The sequence below is a fragment of the Ensifer sp. R-19 genome (assembly GCF_049905105.1).
Taxonomy (GTDB): Bacteria; Pseudomonadota; Alphaproteobacteria; order Rhizobiales; family Rhizobiaceae; genus Ensifer.
Genome location: NZ_CP184571.1, coordinates 413,461 through 439,009, shown reverse-complemented (window position 1 = coordinate 439,009; position 25,549 = coordinate 413,461). Strand labels below are relative to the sequence as shown.

Below are 25,549 nucleotides of genomic sequence, written 5' to 3'. Positions count from 1 at the left end.
GAAGCTTATCTTGCGCGTCGTCCTCAGACCGCCTTGCCGAAACCACCGCCACCGCCGGTCATGATCGACAACCGATCGCCCGCAGCGAGCAGGATCCCGTTGGCTTTCAGAAGATCGACCCTGTTAACGCTGCCGGATATCTCGACGCGCGGCGGAAGGCCGGGCTCGCCGCCCATCAGTCCCCAGGCCGGTGTTGTCGAACGGTCCAGCCAGAGATAGAGCTGGGTCGGCGCGTCGAAACGATAACGCCGCACGATGCCGCAACCGCCGCGATGCTGGCCAGCCCCACCGGAACCCTGGCGGATGGCGTATTCGGTGACGGTCACCGGATAGCGCGCTTCCAACGCCTCTACCGGCGTGTTCCGGAAGCTGCCATTCAACACATTGATGATGCCGTCCGCACCGTCGGCCTTGGCCGATGCTCCCCATCCACCGGCATGCGCCTCAACGCACATGTAGGACTGATTCGGATCGTGCGGATCCTGACCCGCGAAGTAGGTGATCATCGAGTCACCGAACTGCGCAGCGGTCACGCGATCGGGCAACACGGAGGAAAACGCGCTGATAAATAGGTCGATCAAGAGACCGAACGACGAGTAGTACCAGGCGCAGGCGGCCGGCTCGAGCGCGTCATGCAGCGATCCCGGTCGGGTGACGATCTCGATGTTGCGGAAACATCCACCGTCAAACGAGCGCTCAGGCGCCAAAAGCATCTTGTAGGCGACCCGCAAAGCGGCGACCGTCTGGGCGCGACCGCAGTTGATCGGTCCCCTCGTGGCGTCAGGGCTATCGCTCAGGTCGACAACCAGCCGTTCACCCTTCACATGGACCTTGATTGCGATCGGAACCGCCTGTCCGAGCACGATGCCATCATTGTCCAGATAGCCCTTGCCTTCGTAGGTTCCGTCAGGGATTGCCGCGACCGATTGCCGATCTGCCATTTCGCTTTGACGGAAGATCTCGTCGCGGCAGGCTTCGACGGTGGCGAGGCCGAAGCGGTTGATGATCTCCAGCATGCGGCGCTGACCCGTCCGGCAAGCGGCGATCATGGCGTTGATGTCACCGACGATCAGGTCCTTGCTGCGGCTGTTCCGGCGAATGATGTCGATGATGTCTTCGACCGGTCCGTGCTTGTTGCCGATCTTTACCGGCCCGAAGCGTATCCCCTCCTGGTAGACCTCGGTGGTCTCGGTTCCGCCGCCGGGATCGCGCCCACCGACATCGGTAACGTCGGCGCGTGCGGCGACATAACCAACGAGTTCCCCTTCGAGAAACAGCGGCGCAAACATCGTCACGTCGGTGAGGTGCGTCCCCTGAATATAGGGGTCGTTGAAGAAGACGATATCGCCGTCCTGAAGCCAGGCTTTCCCGCCGCGCAACCGCACGGCTTCCTTGACCGCCTGATCGAGGCTGCCGAGGAAGAGCGGCAGGCCGCTCGACTGGCCGAGAACGTCGGCATTACGGTCGAGCAGCGCGACGGCAGCGTCGCCGTTTTCATAGATCAGCGGCTGAAAGGCAGATCGCACCAAGGTCGCGAGCATGTCGTCTGCAGCGGACAGGAACAGGTTTCGAACGATCTCGGTGGTAACGACGTCGACGGTCATGGGTTGATCTTCCTGAGGATAAGAGTTCCGAACTGTTGTTGACGCGCGGCCCATCCGGGCGGCACCAGCGTGGTCGAACCGTCTTCCAGAATGATTGCAGGGCCGGTGATGACGTCCTGGCGCTCGAGGCTTTCGCGGTGGACGATGCGCGCTTCGTGGCGCTTGCCATCGATTGTCACGGTGCGCTTCGTCTCTCCTCGCACCTCGGCCGGCTTGTGCCGATCGACAAAATCGGCGCCGATCTTCCCGGTGGCCGCAAGCCGCATCTGGACGAGTTCGACCGGCGCGCCCGGCATCGCGTGCCCAAAGCGTTGACGGTAGGTGTCGTGGAACGCCTGCAGCAAGCTTTCCGGATCAACCATCTCCACTGAGACGGGATGGGCCTGGCCGGCGTAGCGCATCTCCACTGTCGTGACGTAGCTGGACGCCGCTTCCTCCACGCCTTCCTCCTTCAGAAGCCTAGCGCCCTGTTCACGAAGCAAGGCATGTGTCCGCTGAAGGAGTGAACTGGCGTCTAGGTCGTGCGCGAGACCGCTCAACGGCGCCGAGACGTCGTGGCGAACGTCGGCGTGCAGCATGCCCCAGGCGGACAGCACGCCAGTCCCGAATGGAACGATGACCTCGGAAATTCCAAGCTCGTCGGCCAAAGCCGCCCCGTGCAGAGGACCTGCCCCGCCAAAGGCGAGGAGCGTGAAGTCGCGTGGATCGATGCCGCGACGCATGGTCAGCGTGCGGATGGCATTGGCCATCATGGCGTTCGCCACCGCAAGCACGCCCGCGGCAGCGGCGTCCACGTCGATGCTGAGTTCACGGGCCAACGAGCCCATGGCCTCCTTGGCGGCGCGAACATCGAGGGTCATCCGGCCGCCGAGGAACCAGTCGGGATCGATCCGCCCGAGGAGAAGCTGTGCGTCAGTAACGGTCGGCTGCTTCCCGCCGAGCCCGTAGCAGGCTGGACCAGGATTGGCGCCGGCGCTCAGCGGCCCGACGCGCAATCCGCCAGCTTCCGCCCGCGCGATCGATCCGCCGCCAGCACCGATCGTGTGCAATTCCACCACCGGCATCTTCATCACGTTGTCGGCGATATCGCCTTCTGCGGACAGGGTTATTCGCCCGCCGATCACCAGGCTTACGTCCGAGGAAGTGCCGCCCATATCGATCGCGATGATGTTCGGCCGGCTCAACGACTTCGAAATGGTCTCGGCCGCAACCACCCCTCCGGCCGGACCCGACAGGATCGTCTGAATGGGCTGACGCGCCACGAGTTCGGCCGAACAAATACCACCGCTCGATCGCATCACGTGCAGGGGTGCTGCGCATTCCCGCGCGCCAAGTTCCCGTACGAGCGCGGCGAGATAGGTCTCGACCGTGCGGGCAACATAACCCGTCGCGACTGTCGTCGACGTCCTCTCGAACTCTCCTTGCTCCGGCGCGATTTCATGAGAGAGCACCACGGAGACCTGCGGCAACCGCTTCTGCAGCAGGGCCTTGATCTCCAGTTCGTGCGCAGGGTTCTTGTGGGCGTGCAGGAGACATACGGCGACGCTGCGCACGCCTTCGGCGCTCAGCCAACCGGCAAACTTGTCGATGTCCGCCACGTCTAGCCTTGTCTCGACGGAACCATCATGACGGATGCGCTCGCGCACAGTATGGATGTCCTGCGCGCAAACCAACGGGTCGGCCTTTTTGGGTTTGAGGCTCCAGATATCCTTGTTGCCCGCTCGGCCGAGCGACAGCACATCGTGAAACCCTTCGGTGGTCACGAGAGCGATCCGCTCGCCGGTACGGGACAGAATGGCGTTCAGCCCCGCCGTCGTGCCATGGACGAGAAACTCGATATCCCTGGCAATGCCAAGTTCATCCAATCCCTTGAGCATTCCCTTTGCGGGCTCACGGGGTGTGCTGAGCACCTTGTATGTTCGAGTGCTGTTCGCGTGGGTATCCATGATGACGATATCAGTGAATGTTCCTCCGATATCGACCCCGACACGCAAATGGGGCGAACTCATTTCTTCCTCCAATTCTATCATATATTCAATGCATTACGCTTGCGAGCGGTGACCGCCGGCTAACGAGATACGGATGTGTTGTGGTGAGTGACGCAGCGTGCAACCTCGTAGAGCCTTGCAGGCCCCAGCGCGCCACCGTCTTCGGCAAGCAAAGGCAGCATCTGCACGCCATCCTCGTGGCGCCCGGCAGACTCAAGCCATGTCCGGTAACTATCGACCGACGCCCAGAGCGCCGTCACAAGCACCTCGTCGCCGTCAGGCAATAGCTTCTGCACCTCGACGCCGAGACAGCCCGGAGATGCCAGAGCCCGTTCTGGAATCTTTCGGGCCCCGAAAAACCGGACCAGGTCCTGGCTCTGCCCCGCCTTTGGCTTCAAACTCAGTACACTTCGGATCATGAACGTCTCACCGTCAGTTTGGGTTGGCGCTGGCGCGAACCCGTTGAACCTGCTCTCGGCTTGCTTTCTTGAGCCAACGAGTGGTCGTCTTCCGTCGGCGGACACCGGCGGAAAGCGCGACTGCGTTGGATCTGAATTTTCCTAATTGCGTGCGCTGCTACTCAAGGAGCGCCCGGGTATTCGCCGGAGATCAGGCGGTGGCATCCGCCCCGTCTCCGAAATACTCCATCGTGCAAGTGTGGAGCATCACCGCAATGCGGTCCGTATGATTCCAGGTCGTATGCGTTCGCGTCGAGGCGAAGTGCAGGGAGTCACCCTGCTCCAGCACATAAACCGTACCCTCCACCTCGACGGTCAGCGCCCCCTCGACCATGAAGATGAACTCCTCTCCCTCGTGGTGCATCGGTTCGGTGCGGCGCCCCGGCGGCTCGGTAATGAGCGCGCTGCTCAAGACACTTCCGGGAAACTTGGTGGAGAGGCGCTCGTAGGTCGCGGAGTTCGGGCCGATCGCATAGGGGACCCGCTTGTTGTGGCGGGTTTCAGCACTGTCCCCGGCCGGCTGATCCAAAAACAGATTGATGGAACTGTCGAGCGCACGCGACAACGCAACCAGTGAGGTGAGCGACGGCATCGCCTGGCCACGCTCAATCTGGGAAATGAAGCTAAAGGAAAGTCCCGACTTCTCGGCGACCTCCTTCAAGGTGAGCTTCAGTTCCTTGCGGCGACGGCGCAACCGCTCCGTAAGCGGCACGACGGCAGAACCGATCATCTGGTCCACAGTAAATCCCTCCCAGAATTGTGCTGTGGCTACAATTTCACGGAAACCGGCGTCGCCGTCAAGAGAAATTGTGATGGCAGTACAATTTTGAATCGGAATATGTCGCCCTTTGAAAAGAGAAGCGAACCTTCCGTCCAGGCATTTCGAGCAATAGCTTCTGGCTCGGCGTCCGCGGAACCTAATGCTTTTGGGTGACTTTTCGCGCGTCCTCCGCGCGTTCTACTATCTTGGCGAAATCTGGAGAGGGGTATGCACTATCGCCAAAGGTCGGTGCTGTTCGCAGCGCCTTGGCTAATCATCGGAGCGGCCGCAGTAGTCGCTTCGGGCGGTATAACCGTTGCAGACTTCGAAAAGCCTGAACTGCTGATCGCCGCGCTGTTTATCGGCCTCCTGATCGGCATGGCCATTGAGCAGTTCCTAGCCACGATGAGAAATCAGGCGTGGCGTGAGAAAAACAGATCACGCTGGGAAGAAAAGCGCAGCAATGAGCGCATCACACCGGGACCCTGGCTTCAGAAGCCAATTTAATCTATACAATAAAGGCCTTATGTCTATACAAATAAGTGCCGTGGCTTGCGCGGAGTTGCCTAAGTGGGGCGTCAACGGCGTTTCAACACTCCTCCCTCTCCTAACCCGCCGGCCAGCGCCAGCGCTCTTCGGTCACGCAAGGCGCTTGCCGAACCCTGTTCTGATGCGCGAAAGCAGACTTGCGGCTGACTCGACCGCATCGTCCAACGGGTCAAGTCTTGTTTCGATTATGGGTCTTCGGGACTAAAAGTCATCCGCCCAACTAGAGGAGCTCTCGGATATTCTTGACGCCCTCGGTTTTGTACCGGAGGTACCTTCTGACGGCATCAATGAGAGTGCCGACCGATCACGATCGCCCGGCCGATGAACGGTTTGAGCGGCTGAAATCTACCTCTTCAGCCGCCCGAACCCGCTCCCCTCGCAATCGGAAAGTTGATTTGAGGCCCTGCTCCAGGATGAAACAGGACCCTTACGTTGTTATTCGGCCTGGCAGTCCCACCAGAAGCGCGAAAAGTTCAGGTCCCAACTCTGCATCGGGATGAAAGCATAACCCTGCAGGCACTTGCTTGCGGCATATTGCTGTGCCTCAACGGTCAGAAAAACGTCGGCCTGCGTTTCAACGATCTTGCGCTGGATATCCTTATAAAGAGCGTTCTGTGCGATCGGATCGAGCGTCTCGCGCGATTTATCGATCAGTGCATCGATTTCCGGATCATCGAGCCATTCCATAGAGGCCCACGTGCCCTTGGCCTTCGAATGGTATTGTACATAGAAAACGCTGTCGGGGGATGGATAGGTAGGGCCGTAGACGACCTGAGTGGTCGCCGGCGTCGTATCGGCCTTTGCCGCCAGCTCGGTGATCCGATTCCACGGTTCCGGCTTGATATCGAGCTCGATTCCGATCTGCTCCAGGTTGGCTTGCATCAGCAGAGCAAGATCCTCCTCGAATGCCAAGCCTGTCACGTAAGTGTGGGTGACCTTGATCGGCCCTTTGCCCGCATATTTCGACTTCGCAAGTTCCTCCTTGGCCTTTTCCAGATTGTACTCCGGCGCGGCAAGCTCATCGAGATAGGCGTCTTTGAAAACCGCAGCCAACGGGCCGTTCATCGGTTCGCCCGGATGGATCACCTTGCGCACCGTGTCATAGTCCGTTGCATAGGCAATCGCGCGGCGAACATGGATATCGTCGGTCGGCGGCACCTTGGTGTTCATCTTGATGTAGTAGCCGGTTGCCGTGGTGCCGTTCAGAATCTTGTAGCCCGGCATTTTTCCGATTGCATCGAAGGTCTCGTTTGCCTGGGCGCGCGCCGACATTCCGAGCTCGCCCTTGGCTGCGAGCGCCTTTACCGTCGCCTCGTCATGCGTGATGACGAAACGGATTTCGTCGATCGGTTTTCCCTTGTTCCAGCCGCCGTGGTAACCCTCATAGCGATTGATGACCATCTGGGACGCGCGCTGCCAGGACGAAAGCGTGTAAGGGCCAGCACCTGCCGGATGGTCGGCAAGATAATCCGCTCCCCATTTTTGGCTGCTGTTTGCCTTGATCTGCTTTTCGTTTAACACGAGGATGAGCGGGGTACTGGCGATGAAGGGCGCATAGACTTTCTTCAGCCCAATCTCCACGGTCTGCTCGTCGACGGACCTCACCTTGTCCGGATCGACGATGTCAATGAACAAATATGACGGACCTTCATTGCCTGCCAGCAGCCGCTTGACCGTGTAGACGACATCCGACGCCTTGACTGGCGTTCCGTCCTGGAACGTGGCTCCCTGCTTCAGCTTGAAGGTGTAGGTTTTATCGTCGTCGGAAACGCTCCAGCTTTCGGCAAGGTCTGGAACCACGGAACCGTCGGGGTTGACGGTCGTGAGGCCCGAGTACAGGTTCACCGCGGCCATGTATTCGGTATAATCGTTTATCTTGGCGGGATCGATCGTCCCAAATTCCTGCGTCGCATTCACGACGATCGACACTTTCTCTGCAGCTGCAGCCGCGGCCGCGGCGGTGAGCGCTGTCGTCTGCAACAGCCCCAAAAGCAGGCCCGTGATGAGGGTGTTCTTCATATCCATGTTCCCTTTTGCTTGTTGTCGTTGAGTAGGCCGGCCGCTCAATGACGGCCGGGTTTAGTGTTCACCGTTGCCGGCAAATCCCAGGTCTCTTGGCTGCGGCGCTATCGCCGGCCGGACGCAAAGCCGGTGAGCTTGACCGTGAACCCATCGCGAAGCTGTTCCAGGGTCACGGGCATGTGGCCATCAGCATCAAGCGCCACGCGGGCCTCAGATGCATACTGAAACACAACTTCGAGCCGGCGGCCGGCAAAGACTTCGATGCCGTTCAACACACCCTTGCCGCATCCAAGTCCAGACTTCTGCGTCCGTGCGGCAAGGCCGCCGCCCGTCGCCATCGCATCGATGCTGCAGCCGGCCTCCGAACCAACTGTCACGCCGGCATCTCCTCAATCGGGCGGAAAATAACGTCGTCAAAGCCAAAAGCCTTTGGTCCAACGACTTCGAGTGCCGCTTGAGATCGCAACAGCGCATGGCAGGGCAATGCGACGATTGCGACGCGCTGGCCGTAGCGAAGCATCTCGGTGGTGATTGCGATGCCGCTATCGACATCGAGCACGATGATCAGATCCGGCACGGATACTTCGACACTGCCGTTGCGGCTGAAGACCAGGTTTTCGTTCTGGATCATCACCGAGGCGGTGTCGCCGTTGAACCTATCGATGCCTGCAAGCTTTGCCTCGCCGAGAACAAATCCGCCGCGCAACTGGCGCTCCAGATCGACGATCTTGCCGGTGAACACGGTGCGACCCTTCTCCTGCGCGCAGATTGCCGCCACCGGATCGGCATGCTCCCGCCGCGCCTTCAATACCGCGCGCCCAAGTGCGATGGCCTGTGTATAGGAATGGGGAACCGCGTATTTCTTCAGGAACGCACCGGTCATCGGTGACGAGGCAAGCATGGACGAGCCACCTTGGGAGACGACGCAGGCACGCGCCATGCGCTCATGCCAAAGCTCCGACGCCGCATGCTGAAACAGGACGGTATTGCCATGCAGGTCGCACATCACGCTTGGGGTCGAGCGGTGTCCATAGATCGAAAAGGTCGTCATTTGCATTTCGGGGAACGCTCGTCCCATCCCATCGCAATCGACAACCGGAAGACCGGCAAAGGCGGCCGCGATCAGCGGTTCCATCGAGTTTGAACCTCCGATTTCCTCGCAGACGATCGCGTCGATCGAAATGTTCAGGTGCTCTTCCAGCGCACGCACACATCGCAGCCCCTCGCGGCCTTCCTTCAGACGTTCGTAAGCCACAACCGGTGCGCCGATCGCGCCGATTGAAACACAGCGCGCGTCATCGGGGAGACGATCAAGCGGCAGGATCGACAAAGGATAGCCACTGCGCATGGCAAGACGCGCACGCAGCTTGCCAATATAGGGGTTACCGCCGCCGCCAGTTCCGAGAATCCCGGAGCCGATTTCGAGCGCCTCCAGGTCTTCCTCGTTAAGCACCCAAACGTCAGAAGGATCGTAGTTCAAAGTCTTAAGCGCGCGCTCAGCCATGGTAACCTCCCATTTCGCCGACGACTTTCACGTGAATGCGGGTTGCATTACCCGGCAGATAGGCAAGCGGTACGTCTTCCCGCTCGATAACTTGGATCGTGTCGGCAATGGCGCCTGCAGAAAGCGCCCGATCGGTCGCTTCCTGCTCCGCCTGCTTCAAGCAGGCTTCTCGCGTGAGCCCATTTTCGAGTGCAAAAACCCTATCGACCTCGCCGCTGATCTGGGCGATTGCTGCACCTACGGCGTTGGCCACTGCAAAGTTCTCCGGGCGAATGACTTCAAGGTCACCAAGGCGGTCCGGCATCAAAATAGATCCGCCGCCAACGGCGATCACCGGGATCGGATCGGCGGAAACGCGGCTGCGTTCAACCGAGTTTTCGAGCATCGAGACGATCTTCGCATGAGCCTTTTCGGCAAGAGCCCGATCAAGGTGAGCTACTTTGGAGGCGTCGCCGACACTGGCCTTGCCGAGTGCGACAACGACGTCCGTCGTCGTGAGTGTAGAGCCACCGAAGACGAGCGCTTCCTTCGCAATACGGTAACCAACCGATTGCGGTCCAACCGTGACCTCGCCGCCAGCAAGCTCGCGCACAAGGGAGCCACCGCCAAGGCCGATCGAGAAGACGTCCGGCATGCGGAAATTGGTGCGCACGCCGCCAACATCGACGATGGTTGCCGCCTGGCGCGGAAAGCCGTGATGCAACGCCCCCACGTCGGAGGTAGTCCCTCCGATATCAACGACGATTGCTTCCTTTCGTCCGGTCAGAAACGCGGCTCCACGCATCGAATTGGTGGGCCCGGACGCGAAGGTCAGAACAGGGAAACTGCGGACCGTCGCGGCGGCCATGAGGGTGCCGTCGTTTTGGGTAATGAAGAAAGGGCAGGAGAGCCCGGCTTCGGCAAGCGCCTTGCCGAAGGCGTCGACGGTCTTTGCCGCCAACGGAAGCAGGCTTGCGTTCATGATCGCAGCACTTTCGCGCTCAAGCAATCCAATGCGTCCGATATCGCCGGAGATCACGACCGGAAGACCGGGGCAGTGCTTCTCGATAACGGCCTTTGCCCGCTTTTCCATCTCAGAATTGATTGGGCTGAAGACGCAGGTGATCGCTGCGGCTTTGACATTCTTTGCCCGGATATCCTGGGCGATGCGGACGAGTTCTTCCTCGTCGAGCGGCGCGATCGCACGCCCGTCGAACTCATAACCCCCACGAACAAGATAGGTGTAATGGCCGACGGCTTCCGCCAGATCGTCCGGCCAATCGACAAGCGGCGGCAGGCTGGAGGTTGCCGGCAGGCCGAGGCGGATGGCGGCGACATGGCTGATATGCTTGCGCTCGATCACGGCATTGGTGAAATGCGTCGTTCCGATCATCACGGTTCCGATCTTGGAACGATCGATCCCGGCTTTCGAAACGGCGCCTTCCAATGCCTCGATGACACCGGTGGTCACGTCTTCAGACGTCGAAGCCTTGACCCCCGAAAGGACGTGCTGTCCCTCCATGATGACAGCGTCGGTGTTGGTACCACCGACATCTATTCCCAATCGATACACGGATAGTCTCCTTGTTGGCGGGTCTTGCCCGGTTGTCTCGCTCGGCTTCAGGCCGTGGTCTTCACCAGAAAGCGCCCTCTCTCCTCGGCGCTGACCGTTGGCTTGAGAGCCTCTTCCTCATCGCTCATCACCGGGATCGCGGAGATCAGCGCGCGGGTATAGGGGTGGCGTGGATCGGCAAAAACGTCCGCCGTTCGGCCTTGTTCGACGATCTCGCCCTTCAGCATGATCGCGATGCGGCTGCAGAAGTTGCGCATCAATGAGAGGTCGTGGGAGATGAACAGATAGGTCAGCCCGAGCTCATCCTTAAGTTTCTGCAGGAGCGCGATGACCTGCTTTTGCACCGACACATCAAGGGCAGACGTCGGCTCGTCGAGGATGATGATCTTCGGTTCCGCAGCCAGCGCGCGGGCAATTGCCACCCGCTGTTTCTGTCCGCCTGAAAGCTCGTGCGGATACTTCGAGAGATAGGCTGAAGGCAGATTGACGAGCGCCATTAGCTCCTCCATGCGCTTCGTGGCCGCTTTTCCGCGCAGGCCGACATGGGCAAGCGGAACAGACAGCGTTTGGGCCGCAGTTCGTTTCGGGTTCAGCGATGTCCCGGGATTTTGATAGACAATCTGCGTCAGCCGTTGCGCTGGGGGTTGTCCGGCGCCTGTCGAAATTTCTATCGTCCCGCAACTGGGCGCGATCAGCCCCATGATCATGCGGGCGATGCTCGTCTTGCCGGAGCCGGACTCGCCCGCCAGGCCGAAAATCTCGCCTTCCGACACCGAGAAAGTCACCGGCTTGACCGCCTCATAAGCTTTACCGGCGCCAAGGAACGGCTTCAGAACATAGGTCTTGCCGGCGCCCTTGACGGTGATGATCGGTGGCTTTTGTGAAAGGGGCTGGTCGAAAACCTTGGGACCGTAGAGTGGCGGGATCGCATCAATGAGGTCGACCGTGTACTTCTGCCGCGGCGCGCCGAAGATCTGATGCAAGTTGCCGCTTTCGACGATCTCGCCCTGTCGCATGACCAAAACGCGGTCGGCCGTCTGGCGAACGACGCCGAGATTGTGCGTGATCATCAGGAGCGACAGCCCCTCGCTGTCGACGAGACGATTGATCAGCTTTAGAATCTCGTCCTGCGTGGTCACGTCGAGCGCGGTCCCGGGTTCATCGGCGATGAGCAACTGCGGTTGGTGCAGCAGTGCCAGGCCGATCAGCACGCGCTGGCGCATGCCGCCTGAGAGTTGGGCTGGATATGCCTCGAACACACGCTCGGGATCCTGCAACTGCACCCGGCGCAAGACGTCGAAAATGCGCTGTCTGCGTTCGCTGCGCGAGCTTGCCAGGCCATCGCGGCGATCGGCATAATACATGACGTCATCCAGGTGCCGTCCGATCCGGAACACCGGATTGAACGACGACAACGGGTCTTGCATGATGATCGAAAAGGCCGTGCCTTTGAGGGCCTCGCGCTCTCGGGAACGCATGTCCAGGATCGAGCGGCCTTCAAATTCAATGCTGCCACGCTCAATGCGGGCGTTGTCGGGAAGCGTGCCGAGGATCGCCTTGGACGTCACCGATTTGCCGGAACCGGTCTCGCCAATGAGCGCGACGCGTTCGCCCTTGCCGATCTCGAACGAGATATCCTTCAGGATATGGTGACGTCGACCATAGGTGGAGAAGGCGATATCGAGGTTCTTGACCGCGAGAAGAGGTTGCTTCGTCATCTCACGCCTCCACGTCGAACATGTCACGCAGCCCGTCTCCGAGCAGGTTGAAGCCAAGCGTCGCGTAGAAAATCGCAGCACCCGGTGCGAGCACCTCCCACCATTTTTCGGGCAGGAACTGGCGGCCGTCGGCGACCATCGACCCGAGGTCCGGGGTCGGCGGCTTGACGCCAAGACCGAGGAAGGAAAGCGTTGCGCCAAAGAGAATGACGAAGGCGGCATCAAGCGTCGTCTTGACCGAAATCACCGAGATGCAGTTCGGCAGGATCTCTTTGAAGAGAATGTGCAGATGGCTGGCGCCGGCGAGCCGTGCTGCTTCGATGTAGTCGTCAGCAACAATCGATTTCGTCACGCGATAAACAAGCCGGGCATGCCAGGTCCACCACAGAAGTGTGATCGCGAGCATCGCATTGACGAGGTTGGGCTCGAGCACATTGCCGATAGCAAGCGCCATGACGAGAGGCGGGATTGCCAGCATGATGTCTGTAAAGCCCGTGAGAAGACGTTCCGTCAGGCCGCCCGCGTAGCCGGCGATCATGCCGAGCGCCGAGCCTATCGGGACCGCGATCCCAAGGACCCCGATGACCAAAAGCAGCGAGACGCGAAAACCGAACACCGTGCGAGAAAAGACATCGCGGCCGGCCTTGTCAGTGCCGAACCAGTTGACGATGTCTGGCGGCGTATGACGGTTGCGGAAGTCGACGACCGCGCCGACATGTTCGGGAAAGCGGGCGATCAGCGGCGCGAAGATCGCCACGAGGATCACCGAGAGCACGATTGCTGCGCCGACAAGGGCAGCGGAATTCCTGCTGAAGCGGTACCAGGTCATGTAGCTGGCGGACAGGCGGACGGGCTCCTGCATCAGCGGGCCTCCTTGAAACGAAGCCGCGGGTCAAGGATGCTGATGATCAGGTCGATGACGATATTTGCGGCGATGAAGAAGATGCCCGACACGAGCACCACGGCCATAACGGCGTTGAGGTCCTTCTGCAGGATGGCGTCGAGCCCATAGGAAGCAAAACCACCCCAGGAGAACACCATCTCGACAACGAAGGCGTTGCCTATCAGCGAAGCGAACTCGAGCCCCATGATTGTCAGCGGTGCGATCGAAGACAGCTTCAGGAGATAACGGAATACGATCACGCGATCGGGAACGCCGAAGGATTTGAGCGTCAACACGTGATCACGCCGCTGATGGTCGATCATCGCAGAGCGTGTAATGCGCGTGATTTGTCCAATGCCGCCCATGGCAAGGGCAAGCGTCGGAAAAACAAGGTGCTGGGCGGCGCTCACAAACACCTCCGGCCGACCGGCCAGGAGGCTGTCGACCAGCAAGAGGCCAGTTGGACCCGTCGGCGCGCCAAGGGAGAAATCAACGCGGCCGAGCGTTGGCCACGATGGGAAATGGTCAGCTGCGATGATCTGCATGATGACCGCGAACAGAAAGCTCGGGATCGTCACGCCAATCAGTGAAAAGAAGCGCCCGGTGTTATCGATCCAGCTGTTGCGGTAGCGCGCTGTGATCACCCCGAGAGGTACTGCAACGACAAAGACGAAAATGATGGTCGCGAGGACGAGCTCAAGAGTGGCCGGCAGGAAGGTGGCGATGTCGGAACTGACCGCGCGTCCAGAAGCAATCGAGCGTCCGAGATCGCCCGTGATTGCGTGGCCCATATAGGTCATATACTGGCTGAACAACGGATCATCGAGGCCCATGCTCTGGCGGAGTTGATCGACCTGCTCTTGAGTGGCGCTCGGGCCAAGTGCCATGCGCGCCGGATCGCCTGGCACGACACGGGCAAGGATGAAAATCATCAGTGACAGCACGAAAAGCACCAGCAGAAAGCCTGCGGCGCGTCGCGCAAACAATGCGACGTAGTAGTTACCCATCGGGAAACCTCCCCTCGGCCGGTTATGGTCCGGTCCTCATTGCCGCTTTTTGCGGTCGGGGTAGTTTCCAGCCAACAAGGCCACCCGCACAACGGGGTGAAAGGCTAGGTTTTGATGAGAAAGGTATAGGTTTTGTTTTCGGCAGCGAAACGCTAAAGCGCGTCCGAATGGGATGACAACCGTTACGTGATCAGACCAATGCCCTTGGCAGCCTCGATCGCCTCCCGCCGGCGATTGCAACCGAGCTTGCGATACAGATTGCCGAGATGGAATTTGACTGTCGCCTCACTGAGCCCCAGAGCATTTGCAATGAATTTGTTTGAAGCGCCCTCTGCGATCATCAGGAGGAGACGAGCCTCGCGGCGGGTCAGTTCGCTTTCTGCGCCGAGTTTTTCCCCTGAAAAGCCGGCGTCGCGAAGGCGACGCAGGATCGATTGCGCGGTCGGCATCGTCGCCAGGAAGTCTGTGATCCGCTTGTCGGTCGTCAGCTCGTGCAAGAAGACGCGCTCCTCGGAAAGCGGTGCGACCGTTCCGAGACGGGCTGCCTTTTCAAAGGCTTTTTGGAGGATGGATCGAGCAGCTGTGAGGTCGCGTTGGCGTCTGGCCACAAAGGCCTGCCAGACCTCAACGCACAAGCGCTGACGTCCGCTGAGGTTGAGATTGTTAGCGAGGGCGGCAAGTTGCCGGCCAAGATGCGCACGATCAGGTTTGTTGAAAACAAGATGGCGCAGCCAGACCACCGCCAATGCGATTTCGTCTTGATCCTGCAGGCGCGCCAACTCGTCCACTGCGGCCTCCACCCAGGTGCGATTTATCCGTGATTGAATCGAAGCCAGTGTTTCTGCGGCCTGCTGCCAGCGGTTACCATTTTGCAGGATAACGGCCTCGCGAACCTCGATCATCACCCGGAACTGACGATTATAGACTTGGTAGGTTCGCCAACGATCAAGAAAGCCACGCGCGGCGTTGACGGAGAAATGCTCGCTGAGCGCCTGGCTTCCATATTGCAAGGCAAATTCGATGAGGGTTGCCCAAACCTCGCCGTGGGAGAATTCGTCCATTTCTGTCGTCAAAAACTGGGCAAGCGGCTCCGGCTTGCCATCCTCATAAGCAACGCAGGCCTCGAGCAATCCGAGAAGACGGGTATCAATAGGGCTGTGGAATGGCGCCCGTGCGAGCTTCACCGCGGCCTCTTCCGCACTTCGCCTTGCCCGGATTGCGTCGCCGATCATCAAGTGAATCATCGCCTGATGCAGATTGATGTAAAACGACAGTAAGGCGACACCAGCCTGCTCGTAATGCGAGAGTGCTCGGGCAGCGAGGTCCAGGGCGACTTCGAAACGCCTGCGGCGGATGTAAAATTCCAGAATCGCGTTGTAGATACTTCCCCGTTCCAGATGGGCGTTAAGAGGAAACTCGGATAGAAGCGCCGTCGCCTGCTCAAGAAGTTCATCGCTGAGCGGGATATCTTCATAGATCAGCATGACGAGGCGGAAAGAACGAAAGGTCGCGGAAAAAGCGGCGCGGTCGCTGAGAACTTTCAGAACGTTGTTGGCCCTCGATCCGTAGCAATCTGCCAACAATCGCTGGGCACGCGGGACGTCGCCCTTCTTCAGCGCCTGCAATGCGAGCGACGTTACAATGGTCTCGTTCTGACCGGCCAATTCGGCAGGAAAGCCGTCAAGGACCCGGTCAAAGACATCCGGTCCGAACACATAGATGAAGAATGTGCCGTAAGCTGAGAACGAACGTAGCGCTAATTCATGAAGGCCAGCGCGCTGAAGAACCAGAATGGCGTCAGTCTCGTGACCGCGGGCTGAATAGGCGGCGGCGATGCCGGGCGCGCGGGTCGCCTCAGCGGTCCAGCGTGACATAGTCTTATTGACCGCTGCCGAAACAGGCTCTTTTACCGCGTCAGCAAGAAGATAACGGACCTGGGTCGATCCTGGCCGCTCGCCAGACAGGGCAAGACAAAGATCAACAAACACGCCGTCACTCATTCTTTCGAGAACTTCGTCCATCAGAAACCGAACGATATCGCCCTCGTCGTGAATACCTTGGGTCAAGAGATGCACCAAGAATGGCCAGCCGGCGGTACGATCGCTCAGCGCCTGGGCGGCAGCATCGCCGAAGGCAGCAGTAAGTTCGTCGACGGAATAACAAAGATCCCTCTCGTCAAGGCGCAATACCCGCCCGTAGACAATGGCCCGATTGAGGCCACGGATGAGCGTCTGAGGGCGCTTGGCGATGACAATTCTGCGGTCGCCATCCAGAAAATCGCCATCGAGTTCGATCTCGACCGATGCCGGCGGCACATCCCAAATGACGGCGCCCGGAGGACCATCATGGCTGGGTGGGAGATCTGATCGCCACACGTTGGTTCCCAAGCTCGACGCGAGTTGCGACACGAGGACTGACTTGCCCATCCCCGCCACGGCGTCGACGACCACTATGGGCTCGTGCGCGCTTTCAATGCGCTGAAGCAACCCATGTCTGATGATTTCGACCATACCCGCGAAGAAACGCTCTTCAGTGCAGCTGTCAAGGTGCAAGCAGCCCCCGCGAGTGTTGGCCAATGGACACGCAAGAACCGAGACGCATCATTGGGGAACTTCAAGGCGCTCGCCATGTTTGATATCTTCAGTGGCCATTTTTTGCCCTGCCTCCTGAATCGGAATGATTGGAAAGAGGTGGCCAGTCCGGCCGCGAACCTTCTCCTGAAGGTGGGCGAAGCGGGAAAGCAATTCGCCGACGTCACCGCCTTGAACCGCATGCTTCGACATCTTTTCACCGCCGCCTGGCGACAATGACGTGACCAGCCAAGTAGCCCGGCTCAACTCAAGGGACACAAAAATAGCACCCAGATCGGTGCGGATCGCGGTCGATTGTCGTACTGGCTTTGGGGAACTTGGATGACCGTCTCCTGGAGATTGATTGCATCTGTGCAACCACACTCTCGCAGAGCGCCGGGCGCGGTTCACGCCTCATGGAATCTAAAGCCGAAGACGATCATCACCCGCCCTTGGCCTACCCTCTGCAACCCCGGCCAGCGCCGGGCAGGCCAAGCGCTGATCTACATTACCAGGGGGGTCAAAATTGGATGCCGATAAGGGGTGAATTTTGGGCGCTGATTGACAATCGTCGACCGGCAGCTTTGGGCCAATCCGGGACGTTGCCTTTACCTGTCACCGGCGACCGCTTCGGGTCGCACCATGCCGTCTTGGTGCCCGTCCAATCACCGTTGTATGGCGGAAACCGGCCATATCCCCGCCGTGGGAACGTTGCCATGGCGCTTAGGGTGTCATTTCGCCCCCTACCGGAATCGACCCCCGCATGGGTTACGCCGGTCACTTCGCAGGCCGCCCGACTGCGGGAATTTGCCCGCGCCAGGCTTGTCGATTTCAAGGTTCCACGCCGGGCCGTCGTGGATGACATCCCGAAGCCTCCACTGGCAAGCTTCAGCGCAGCATTCTCGCCGAACGCCATGGTTTGACTTATGCGGAAAATTCCTAAGCTACGACGGGAAAACGCCTGAAAGGACTTGGCGACCGAAGCGCTTCCTATGCGAGCCAGTCGCCCGCCGCCTGCACGACACAGCATTCATTCCAGGCCCCGTGATCACTTCGCCGGGGTTTGCACGACAGAGGCCAGGATGGCGGCGCGGATGGCGGGCAAAGGGGCCGGCTGATCGCCGCAATGGACTAGGACAATGGGCTCCATGGCTTGCGCATCGGCGATCGGCACCCGCGCAAGCGGCTTGCCGTCGTAGCTCAGCGCGCCGGCCGGATTGGTGTAACTGACGCCGACACCCTCGCCATTCGCGGCCAGGCTGCGCAGTACTTCGACCGAGGTCGCCCGATGAGCCACGAGCGGCGTCACTCCCACGGACCGAAACAGCCCCAGCATATGGCGGATCGACAGGCCCTGATTGGAGAGGATCAGCGGTCGGTCGGCGAGATCGGCGAGCCTGATTTCGTTGCGCCCGGCCAGGGGATCGTCCGGCTGGAACCACGCCTGCGGCGACACGCTTGCAAAGTGCTGGCGCTGGAAACTGGCGTCCAGCCCCAGGTCATAGGTCAGGGCCACGTCGATCTGACCTGCGAGGACGGCCTCGGACAGGATCTCGAATGAGGCCACGCTTGTCCGGATCTCGACATCGGGGAACTCTCCGCGCAGCCACCGCAGCAACGGAGCCAGATAAATTGGCGCCAAGTCCTCGAAGATACCCAAGGTGATTCGCGCCAACCGCCGCAGGCCCAGTGCTTCGGGATCCTCCAGCCGGGCCGCATCGGCCAGGAGTGCCTCGGCGTCCGCCAGAAAAAGGCGCCCAAAGCCGGTGAGCATCACCGGCACCCCCTTGCGCCGCAGGAAGAGTTTTCGGCCTAGATGGGCCTCGACCTGGGTCACGGCGACCGACAGTGCCGGTTGTGAGACGTTCACCTGCTGCGCGGCAATAGTGAGGCTGCCCGCATGGGCCACCGCCACCACATATTCGAGCTGCCTGAGCGAGATATATAGCATCAGCTTATATCTATCTTATGGATATATTATTGGAAGTTAAAATTGGTAAGCGCCATGATCCGGGTAGTCAACAGGGAGACTGGCATGCCTCATCCACTCATCACCCAGGATCATATCGACAGCTATCGGCGGGACGGTGTCGTGCTGATCAAGGGCCTTTTCCGGGATTATGTGGACGCTCTGCGCCGGGGAGTCGAGACCAACATGGCCGAACCCGGCGAATACGCGGCCGAAAACCTTAGGGCAGGTGAAGGCGGCCGCTTCTTCGACGATTACTGCAACTGGCAGCGCATCTCGGAATTCGAGGATGTGATCCGCGCATCGCCGGCCGCCGAAGTTGCCGCCGACCTGATGCAGTCGGACACAGTGCAACTCTTCCACGACCATGTGCTGGTCAAGGAGCCGGGGACTTCGAAACCGACCCCCTGGCATCAGGACGCGCCCTACTACTTCGTCGAAGGTGAGCAAACGGTCAGCTTCTGGTCGCCGCTCGATGCGGTGCGGGAAGCTTCGCTACGTTGCGTGGCGGGATCGCATCTGTGGGAAAAGCCGGTGCTGCCGACGCGCTGGCTGTCGGATGCGAATTTCTATCCCGAGGCTGAGGCTTACATGCCGGTGCCCGATCCGGATGCCGAAGGGATGACGATCCTGGAATGGGAGATGGAGCCGGGCGACGCGGTGGCCTTCAACTACAAAACCCTTCACGGCGCCCGCGGCAACCAGAGTCAGTCGCGACGCCGAGCCTTCTCGCTGCGGCTGCTGGGCGACAATGCGCATTATGTGGAACGGCCAGGACGCACCTCGCCGCCCTTCCCCGGCCATGGAATGCGGCCGGGCGAGAAGCTGCGCGAAGACTGGTTCCCCGTGATCTTCCAGCGCTGAGAACGCTGGTCCCAACATTTGCGGGCCGCTGGCCATCGTGCCGGCGGCCCGCAGGCATTGCCCTTGCTTCGGCAACGCAGCACTGTCGGCACCTCGTCGCAGGTTGCAGTCGGAGTTGGCGGTCGCGTCCGCGAAATTGCGATACGGTGATCAGTTTCGTTGCGACAAGGAGAATGCACCCGGAAGCACTTGGCGGATCGTATCGTAGAACGGTCAAGGAGGCGGCTTATATCATGCGGCGCCAGCCTCTGGACCTCGTAGGCGTATCAGCTCGGAGATGAAGACGCGTCGGTGCTCCTATAACGATTCAATTCCTGAATGCCGGTTCGAGAAAGCCCGGGTATTTCACAATGAACCCGGGCACTCCGGGCGCGCCCACATCATTTCCAGTCGATACATTATGCGATCCTTTGAGCACATAATAAGAACATCGCCCTGCACAGCTCAGGCTGTGGATTCGGTGTTCGGCTTATCATCTGCGTGCGTCATTGCAGAAACAGCGAGGGGGACCCTCAAATAGCTATGTTCAAGGCCTGAATAACGGCTTCGATTGGAGAGGCGATGGTGTATTCTCGCCCCGCGTCCTCGTTTTTCCCCCACAAAAGGCCCATCACACGCAGGTCGCCGTCAGGATCGCGAACAAGAACGACGCTGCCGCTGTCTCCGTGATCGCTGAAGGGAGCGTGATTGTTGCCCTCGATCGCGAACTGATTGAATTGTTGGGGCGAATCCACCGATAAGTATCTTACTGTCCCGACAGTAATTCCAGTGGTCAAGCCAGACTTGATCACTTGATCACCGATCTGGATCTGTGTGCGAGGAATCTTACCGACTACTAGCTCATCCGTACCGAAAACCCTCGTCGGATCAGCCGTCCGCGTGTCAAGGACGGAAGCGACCGCTGCGTCAATGAATGTCTGCCGGCCATTAAACGCGATATTGCCTCGGTGAGCGACGAGGTTGTCGCCGGCGAGATGGTTTCTCACCGAGTTCCCGCGTGCAGGCTGGCAAACGGTTGTCGTCTGCTGGTCGTAGAACATGACATGTTCATTGCTGAGGATGCCCAATTGGGTGCCGCGTCGCACGGCCAACCCCAAGGTCCCGTTCCACGGCGCCTTGAGCATGTTCACATCCGGGCCACACGCAATCCCACCGATCATGGGATTCATCGCGTCTTTCCGAGCGTTTCCGACTGTGGCCTGATCCGCAGAGCCTTCGGTAAGCGGTAACGGAACAAAGGTGTTACTGTGTTCGATGATGTCGATAGCCACGCCTGTCGAGCGGATTTTGTCGAACACCGCGATGGATGGATCGTTCGCGAGAATGGATGATCCCCTGTCGACAAAAATTACGAGAACGGGCTCGCCCCGCTCCCCGGTTGGCGTGGTGTTGAGCCCGACCGCCGATCCGTTGACGCCGTTGATGGCGTAAAGTTCGGTCCTGAATCGATCTTGTGCCTGCTCTATGCTTCTGTACTGGCTTAGCTCTCTGTTTTTCATCTTTGCCTCCGTTATGGAAATTGGAAACGTCTTCAACTCGGAACGATCCGGAGAAGCGATGGGGGGCGGAGTCGACTGCGATAACTACAGATCCGAACGACGACCTGATCGCAGCCGCCCCACGAGTTGGATCGGCCATGAGAGCAACCTGGATCAACAGTCTAGGTACCCGCATGTCCTTGATGCTCACTCGGTTCTCACCGAGGCGGCGCATCACGCTTTGGAGCGATTTCCTTATGCGAGCGGAGGCTTGTTATGCTGCGCGTAAGCTGTTCCGGCACCTGAAACTTCAAAATGCGTTCGAGCGCATTAGAATCCAGATAGCGGGATTGATCGGACGGCAGAATCTGGTTCCACACGCCAATGATTTGAGGAGACGGAATCCGGAACACATAGTCTCCGCCCATCGCATAACTGGTAGTCGCCTTCCTGTCGGCCGAGGAAGCCTCCGTGCGCGAGACGCTAAAGCACAAGAAGCCGCCGCCGTTGGAGACATTGCGCTCGGAATGCTCTTGAAGAGCTTTCGTAGCGGCGGCTTTGATCTTGAGCTTGATAGTGACGTCCTTGACCAGCAGCAAGGCAACCGGATAGCCGGGGAGCGTGTTGCCCGCAAGCCTTTGGCAGTTGGCTGTGGCGTTTTCACGGGTCGTCTCGCCGCCAAGCAAACGCGCCAGTAACGTGCCTTTGGTCATACTGGCATCGGGTGGAGTGGTAACGACGGTATCAAGGGCCTTGAAATACTGCTTGGTCAATGCAAAGACTTCGGGATGCATCCATGGCCGCTCGATCAAGACCTTCGTCGCGAGCATGCCGATCTGGATCTCAGAGCCGTTTTCCATGTAGTCCGCTGCAAATTTCTGCGACGCCTCGGTGCTCTGCCCCCCAGCGCTGCCGAAAAACAGATCGACATTCCAATTGGTCTGCGAGAACGACGTGCTGGTATTGGATTCCGCCGCCATATCGTTCTGCGTCACGGTCAGCGTAATAGGACTCCAACGACGATTGATGACGGCGTCCGCGACAGACGCAAATTCTGGGGTGTCGGGCGTACCAGCAGCCAATGAGGCGACGCCGTCGCCATTGAGAACGATGGCGCGTCCGGCAGACGCATTGAAATTTTTGGACGATGACAGCAGGGTTTCCAACTGCGCGTTCAGCTTGGCCAAAATCGGCTCAATCATTTCGCGCAGCCCGGCGCCAGCTCCAGATTTCAGATATTTGGTTGCTGCATCGGCCAGGCGCTGCCCTTTGGACACCATGCTACCGGTGTCGTCGACCAGCTTCTTTTGAGCGGCGCCAACGGCCTCGGCCACTTCCTCCCAGTTCGGCGTGCCCGGTTTGGCTACGAGTGGTTTTCCGTTGCCCTTGTTCTGGGTGTTCAATTTTCCGATCAGATCATTTGCGCCAGTGGTCTTCTGCGCGTCGCTGCCCTGCTTATATTGCAGGTAGGTCTTGACAGCCAGAACCGTGTTGTCGGTGTAGTTCTTGATTAGGTCGCTTGTCGCTGTGTAGTAGGCCTCGCGCGCCGAATTGAAGTCCGTCAGGGCCTGGGCGATAGCTTCCTTGTCGGGCGAAGCCGGAATTTGCGAAAGCAAGGCGTTGAACGCGTAGATCTGCTGCGTCAATTGCTCGATGCAAAGGTCCTGGTAGCGTTGCAGCGCGTCTGGCGCCGCCAGCAAATCCGTGAACGTTGTCGACGGCTTTAAAGCGAAACCCCAGTCGCTTGGTGTGGCCCTCGTATTGTAAAAGAAGCTGCCAACCTCGGGCGGGATCGGCGTGGCGGCATTGCGCATGTCCTGCTTTGCACGCAATAGAGCGGCTGCATCGTGCGTATCGAGAATGGCAAGGGCGTCCTCGAACTCCGAGAGCGGAAAATCGGCCAACATTCGGTTGTAGGCAGCATTGATCGCGTCGACATGTCCCTCAGCGTTGTTCTCATACCAGGTGACGTAACGATCCCACCAGTCCGCGTCGCCGTTCGTCTTGAGACGCTCGTATTCGTCTGACTTGAGTTTGGCCCAATCCTGCTTCTTTTCGATCCACCGCTCCTGCAGTATTGAGAATTTCTCCAGGAGCGTCACCGTTGTCTGCACTCCGTTGATGTCCACCTCGACCTTCTGATCAAGCCGGCTGCGGATAACACGCTGCAGATCAAGCAGCCGTTCGTTGGGAACAGGACCGAATGTCTCAAGCGCTTGGCGGTAGCGGTCCGAAACGCGCGTTCCGTCAGGCTGCGTGATCGGCGCTATCGGATAAAACTGATCGAACAACACCGACTGGGCGATTTGCGCCAACGTGTCTGGCGTGCCTGATTTGCCTTCGGGCAGCTGATACGGATCATAATCCAAGACCGTGCCCGGCCACACGAGCGAGAAGAGCTGTTTTGGGTTTTCGTTGCCGAATATACTGGCGAACGTTGAGTAGAGCTTGTCGGTCGGCGACGATGCTTGCTCGCCGGCTGCCAAGAGAAGTACAGGCGCTATTCCGGACTTCGCGCTGTCGGTTACTTCCTTCTTTCGCCCTTTTGCAATCAAACGCTCATCGGTTTCGAGGGGATTCAACTCGCTCTTGGCGATCGGAGTGAGGGCGATCTCTGGTGCCACGAGTGTGGCCTCGGGAGCAGCTTTAGAGTCTGCATTTGCCATCTGGGTCGACATCTGCGTGTTTCCTCTTATTGGCAGAGCTCTGGTGTCGCGGACTTTTCGACGCGATCGTGTGCGATGTTGAAGATTTATCGCCCAGGTTGTAGCTACCACGATAGAAATACGTTCGAAATACCTGAAACTAGGTAGAGTAAGGACGCCACGGATTAAGTCGGAAGGGGTATCGCCGCTTCGATGACGGTGGCGCCCGGCTGCGAATCGATGCTGAGCGTTCCATTGAGGCGGCGGGTTCGTGTCTTCAAGCCTTCAAGGCCAATGCCCGGGCCAGGTTTCGTGACGTCGAAGCCTCGGCCATCATCCTCGACGCGCATCAGCAAGAAATTGTCCTCCACCCGTAGCGCAATACTGATATTGCGTGGCTCGGCGTGTTTCAGGGCATTGGTCACGCATTCCTGCAGCATCCGCATCAGTTCGCGGCTATACCGGGATGGCATGTAGCGGTTTTCCAGTCCTGCGAGGTGCCAGTCGCAGGTGACATCACGGTTTTCGCATAGAAGGACGTAACGGCTTCTAAGCGGCGCAAGCCACTCAGCCAGACTTTGCGGTTCGTTGTTTTGCCCCGTCGACGTGTCGACGACGATGCGCAATTCCTCGCGCAACTCTTTCAGAATGGAGAGGAAGCGGTCGGAGCCAAATCTCTTCGGTTTGCGCTCGAGCAAGGCGATATTGTTAACCAGCGTGCCTCCGAGGCCGTCATGAAGATTGTGTAGAAGGGACATACGCTCGGCCTGGCGCGTATTCGACAGAGCCATCTCGTGCTGTTCGCGCAAGGTCAGGGCCAATTCCTGCTTTGCGACAGTGATCTTATCGACCAGTTCCTGATTGAAGCGTTCGATGCGTGTGAGGCTGGCAACGAAATGCCAGGCCAGCACGAATGCCATAGACACCACGCGGAGCTGGGTCGTGATCGGGAAATAGTAGAGTGTGCCGGGCAACCCCCCGGTGAACAACAGTATGTCGTGAACTGCTCCCAGCAGCACAATGAAGTTGACGATGTTGAGGGCGATAACGTCGAGACGCCTGACTTTGCGGGTAAGCACGAGAAAGGCGATACAGGCTACCAGATAGAGAATAAGGGAAAGCATCGAAAGCGCGATACGCGTGGTCGCGATATCAGACGATAACAGCATCCAGACCGTGGCAAGTGCGAAGCTGGCGAGGACCGCCTGTTCGAGCCTCGGAAAGCGACGCTCGCAGAACCGCATCGTAAACATGAAGAAAGCCACGCAGCACAACATGAACATGATCATGTTGATCCGGCTCCAGCTGTTCGTGTTGTTCAGCGGCCATGTGCTGGTCGCGATCTGATTGATCGAATATCCCGCCCAAGCCAACGACATCAGAGCGTACCACCCGTAACCGGCTTCGCTCTTGCGTAGGAGCCAGACGATCAGGAAGAAGATGGCGAGCGCCAGCGTAAAAGCGATTTCGAACACCGGTATATCGTGGCGCAGGAATTCGATGTCGCTGAAGTACGCCTGGATGGCTACGGCATCGCCGGCCGTGACAGCGCCTAGCCCTGGTTGAAAGGCGGACAAACCGGAAACGCGGATCAACAGCGTGTTTTCACCGACGACTAGCGTCGGCGGCGAAAGATAGAAAAGGCGCGAAACATTCCAAGAGCGCGACAAGGGTTCGACCAGGCTCGCGTCCCGATAGAGCAACGAACCGTTTAGCCAGACCGCGCCGGCGAGCGACCAGTAGTCGATCATCAAGGCTGCCTGTCCGGTGGTGCCGGGAGCATCAAAAGTTAGTCGATACCAGACGACACCGTCGAAGCCTCCCCAACGCCTGCTCCAATCGTCTGGCAATTGAACGGGGGTCCAGCCGCTCGTGGGCGGAGTTTTATCGCTCCAATCCGACTGGGCCGCCTCGATTGTCTTGAAAGCGACGGTCGGCGCGGGCGCCGCGAAAGCCACGCCGGCAACGAGAAGCATCG

General features: G+C 59.2%; 17 protein-coding genes and 3 pseudogenes. 3 read left to right on the top strand and 17 right to left on the bottom strand.

Translation table 11 applies throughout. The features are described from left to right. Positions 1-23 precede the first annotated feature (23 nt). The 4 genes from ACN9MO_RS32530 to ACN9MO_RS32515 form a co-directional block, all read right to left on the bottom strand. The gene (locus ACN9MO_RS32530) at positions 24-1,604 is read right to left on the bottom strand and encodes a hydantoinase B/oxoprolinase family protein (RefSeq protein WP_425988422.1); all 1,581 of its coding nucleotides are present in this window, start codon (positions 1,602-1,604) and stop codon (positions 24-26) included. After that, positions 1,601-3,625: a hydantoinase/oxoprolinase family protein gene (locus tag ACN9MO_RS32525; RefSeq protein WP_425988419.1), complete on the bottom strand. Its 2,025-nt coding sequence runs from the start codon at positions 3,623-3,625 to the stop codon at positions 1,601-1,603. Before ACN9MO_RS32525 ends, ACN9MO_RS32530 begins: the two co-directional genes overlap by 4 nt. A 47-nt stretch (positions 3,626-3,672) precedes the next feature. Beyond that, complete coding sequence (locus ACN9MO_RS32520; RefSeq protein WP_425988416.1) at positions 3,673-4,011, bottom strand: antibiotic biosynthesis monooxygenase family protein; 339 nt, start codon at positions 4,009-4,011, stop codon at positions 3,673-3,675. Between the two features lie 190 nt (positions 4,012-4,201). Beyond that, a complete protein-coding gene (locus tag ACN9MO_RS32515) occupies positions 4,202-4,780 on the bottom strand; it encodes a helix-turn-helix domain-containing protein (protein WP_425989370.1) in 579 nt (192 codons plus the stop codon). Positions 4,781-5,038: 258 nt separating this feature from the next. Here ACN9MO_RS32515 and ACN9MO_RS32510 point away from each other — a divergent pair. Continuing rightward, positions 5,039-5,311 (top strand): annotated as a pseudogene (locus tag ACN9MO_RS32510) (DUF2726 domain-containing protein); the annotation flags it as partial. Between the two features lie 259 nt (positions 5,312-5,570). Further along, a pseudogene (locus ACN9MO_RS32505) lies at positions 5,571-5,684 on the top strand (hypothetical protein); the annotation flags it as partial. A gap of 110 nt (positions 5,685-5,794) precedes the next feature. Here ACN9MO_RS32505 and ACN9MO_RS32500 read toward each other — a convergent pair. The 10 genes and pseudogenes from ACN9MO_RS32500 to ACN9MO_RS32455 form a co-directional block, all read right to left on the bottom strand. Continuing rightward, positions 5,795-7,378: an ABC transporter substrate-binding protein gene (locus ACN9MO_RS32500; protein WP_425988413.1), complete on the bottom strand. Its 1,584-nt coding sequence runs from the start codon at positions 7,376-7,378 to the stop codon at positions 5,795-5,797. Positions 7,379-7,485: 107 nt separating this feature from the next. Next, positions 7,486-7,758, bottom strand: a complete 273-nt coding sequence (locus ACN9MO_RS32495; RefSeq protein WP_425988411.1) for a hypothetical protein — start codon at positions 7,756-7,758, stop codon at positions 7,486-7,488. Then, complete coding sequence (locus ACN9MO_RS32490; RefSeq protein ID WP_058320654.1) at positions 7,755-8,885, bottom strand: DUF917 domain-containing protein; 1,131 nt, start codon at positions 8,883-8,885, stop codon at positions 7,755-7,757. The genes ACN9MO_RS32495 and ACN9MO_RS32490 overlap by 4 nt, the downstream gene beginning before the upstream one ends. Then, positions 8,878-10,437: a hydantoinase/oxoprolinase N-terminal domain-containing protein gene (locus ACN9MO_RS32485; RefSeq protein WP_425988408.1), complete on the bottom strand. Its 1,560-nt coding sequence runs from the start codon at positions 10,435-10,437 to the stop codon at positions 8,878-8,880. The genes ACN9MO_RS32490 and ACN9MO_RS32485 overlap by 8 nt, the downstream gene beginning before the upstream one ends. Before the next feature lie 47 nt (positions 10,438-10,484). Next, positions 10,485-12,155: an ATP-binding cassette domain-containing protein gene (locus ACN9MO_RS32480; RefSeq protein ID WP_425988405.1), complete on the bottom strand. Its 1,671-nt coding sequence runs from the start codon at positions 12,153-12,155 to the stop codon at positions 10,485-10,487. 1 nt (position 12,156) lies between these two features. Then, positions 12,157-13,017 (bottom strand): ABC transporter permease, encoded by an 861-nt coding sequence (locus ACN9MO_RS32475; RefSeq protein ID WP_425988402.1) that lies wholly within the window; start codon positions 13,015-13,017, stop codon positions 12,157-12,159. Then, on the bottom strand, positions 13,017-14,045 hold the full coding sequence (locus ACN9MO_RS32470; RefSeq protein WP_425988399.1) for an ABC transporter permease: 1,029 nt from the start codon (positions 14,043-14,045) through the stop codon (positions 13,017-13,019). The genes ACN9MO_RS32475 and ACN9MO_RS32470 overlap by 1 nt, the downstream gene beginning before the upstream one ends. Before the next feature lie 182 nt (positions 14,046-14,227). Continuing rightward, complete coding sequence (locus ACN9MO_RS32465) at positions 14,228-16,555, bottom strand: response regulator transcription factor (protein WP_425988396.1); 2,328 nt, start codon at positions 16,553-16,555, stop codon at positions 14,228-14,230. Positions 16,556-16,702: 147 nt separating this feature from the next. Next, positions 16,703-16,921, bottom strand: a pseudogene (locus tag ACN9MO_RS32460) (IS110 family transposase); the annotation flags it as partial. A gap of 742 nt (positions 16,922-17,663) precedes the next feature. Beyond that, the gene (locus ACN9MO_RS32455) at positions 17,664-18,566 is read right to left on the bottom strand and encodes a LysR family transcriptional regulator (RefSeq protein WP_425988393.1); all 903 of its coding nucleotides are present in this window, start codon (positions 18,564-18,566) and stop codon (positions 17,664-17,666) included. An 84-nt stretch (positions 18,567-18,650) separates the two neighbouring features. Between ACN9MO_RS32455 and ACN9MO_RS32450 the strand changes: the two genes are divergently transcribed. Beyond that, entirely contained in the window at positions 18,651-19,448 is a 798-nt protein-coding gene (locus ACN9MO_RS32450) for a phytanoyl-CoA dioxygenase family protein (RefSeq protein WP_425988390.1), read from the top strand. A 512-nt stretch (positions 19,449-19,960) separates the two neighbouring features. Here the strand turns inward: ACN9MO_RS32450 and ACN9MO_RS32445 are convergent. From ACN9MO_RS32445 to ACN9MO_RS32435, 3 genes are all read right to left on the bottom strand, one after another. Beyond that, positions 19,961-20,947, bottom strand: a complete 987-nt coding sequence (locus tag ACN9MO_RS32445; RefSeq protein ID WP_425988387.1) for a hypothetical protein — start codon at positions 20,945-20,947, stop codon at positions 19,961-19,963. Positions 20,948-21,144: 197 nt separating this feature from the next. Continuing rightward, the gene (locus ACN9MO_RS32440; protein ID WP_425988384.1) at positions 21,145-23,604 is read right to left on the bottom strand and encodes a hypothetical protein; all 2,460 of its coding nucleotides are present in this window, start codon (positions 23,602-23,604) and stop codon (positions 21,145-21,147) included. 152 nt (positions 23,605-23,756) lie between these two features. After that, positions 23,757-25,547 carry a 7TM diverse intracellular signaling domain-containing protein gene (locus ACN9MO_RS32435; protein ID WP_425989367.1) on the bottom strand — a complete coding sequence of 597 codons (1,791 nt, stop codon included), beginning with the start codon at positions 25,545-25,547 and terminating at the stop codon, positions 23,757-23,759. Positions 25,548-25,549 lie beyond the last annotated feature (2 nt).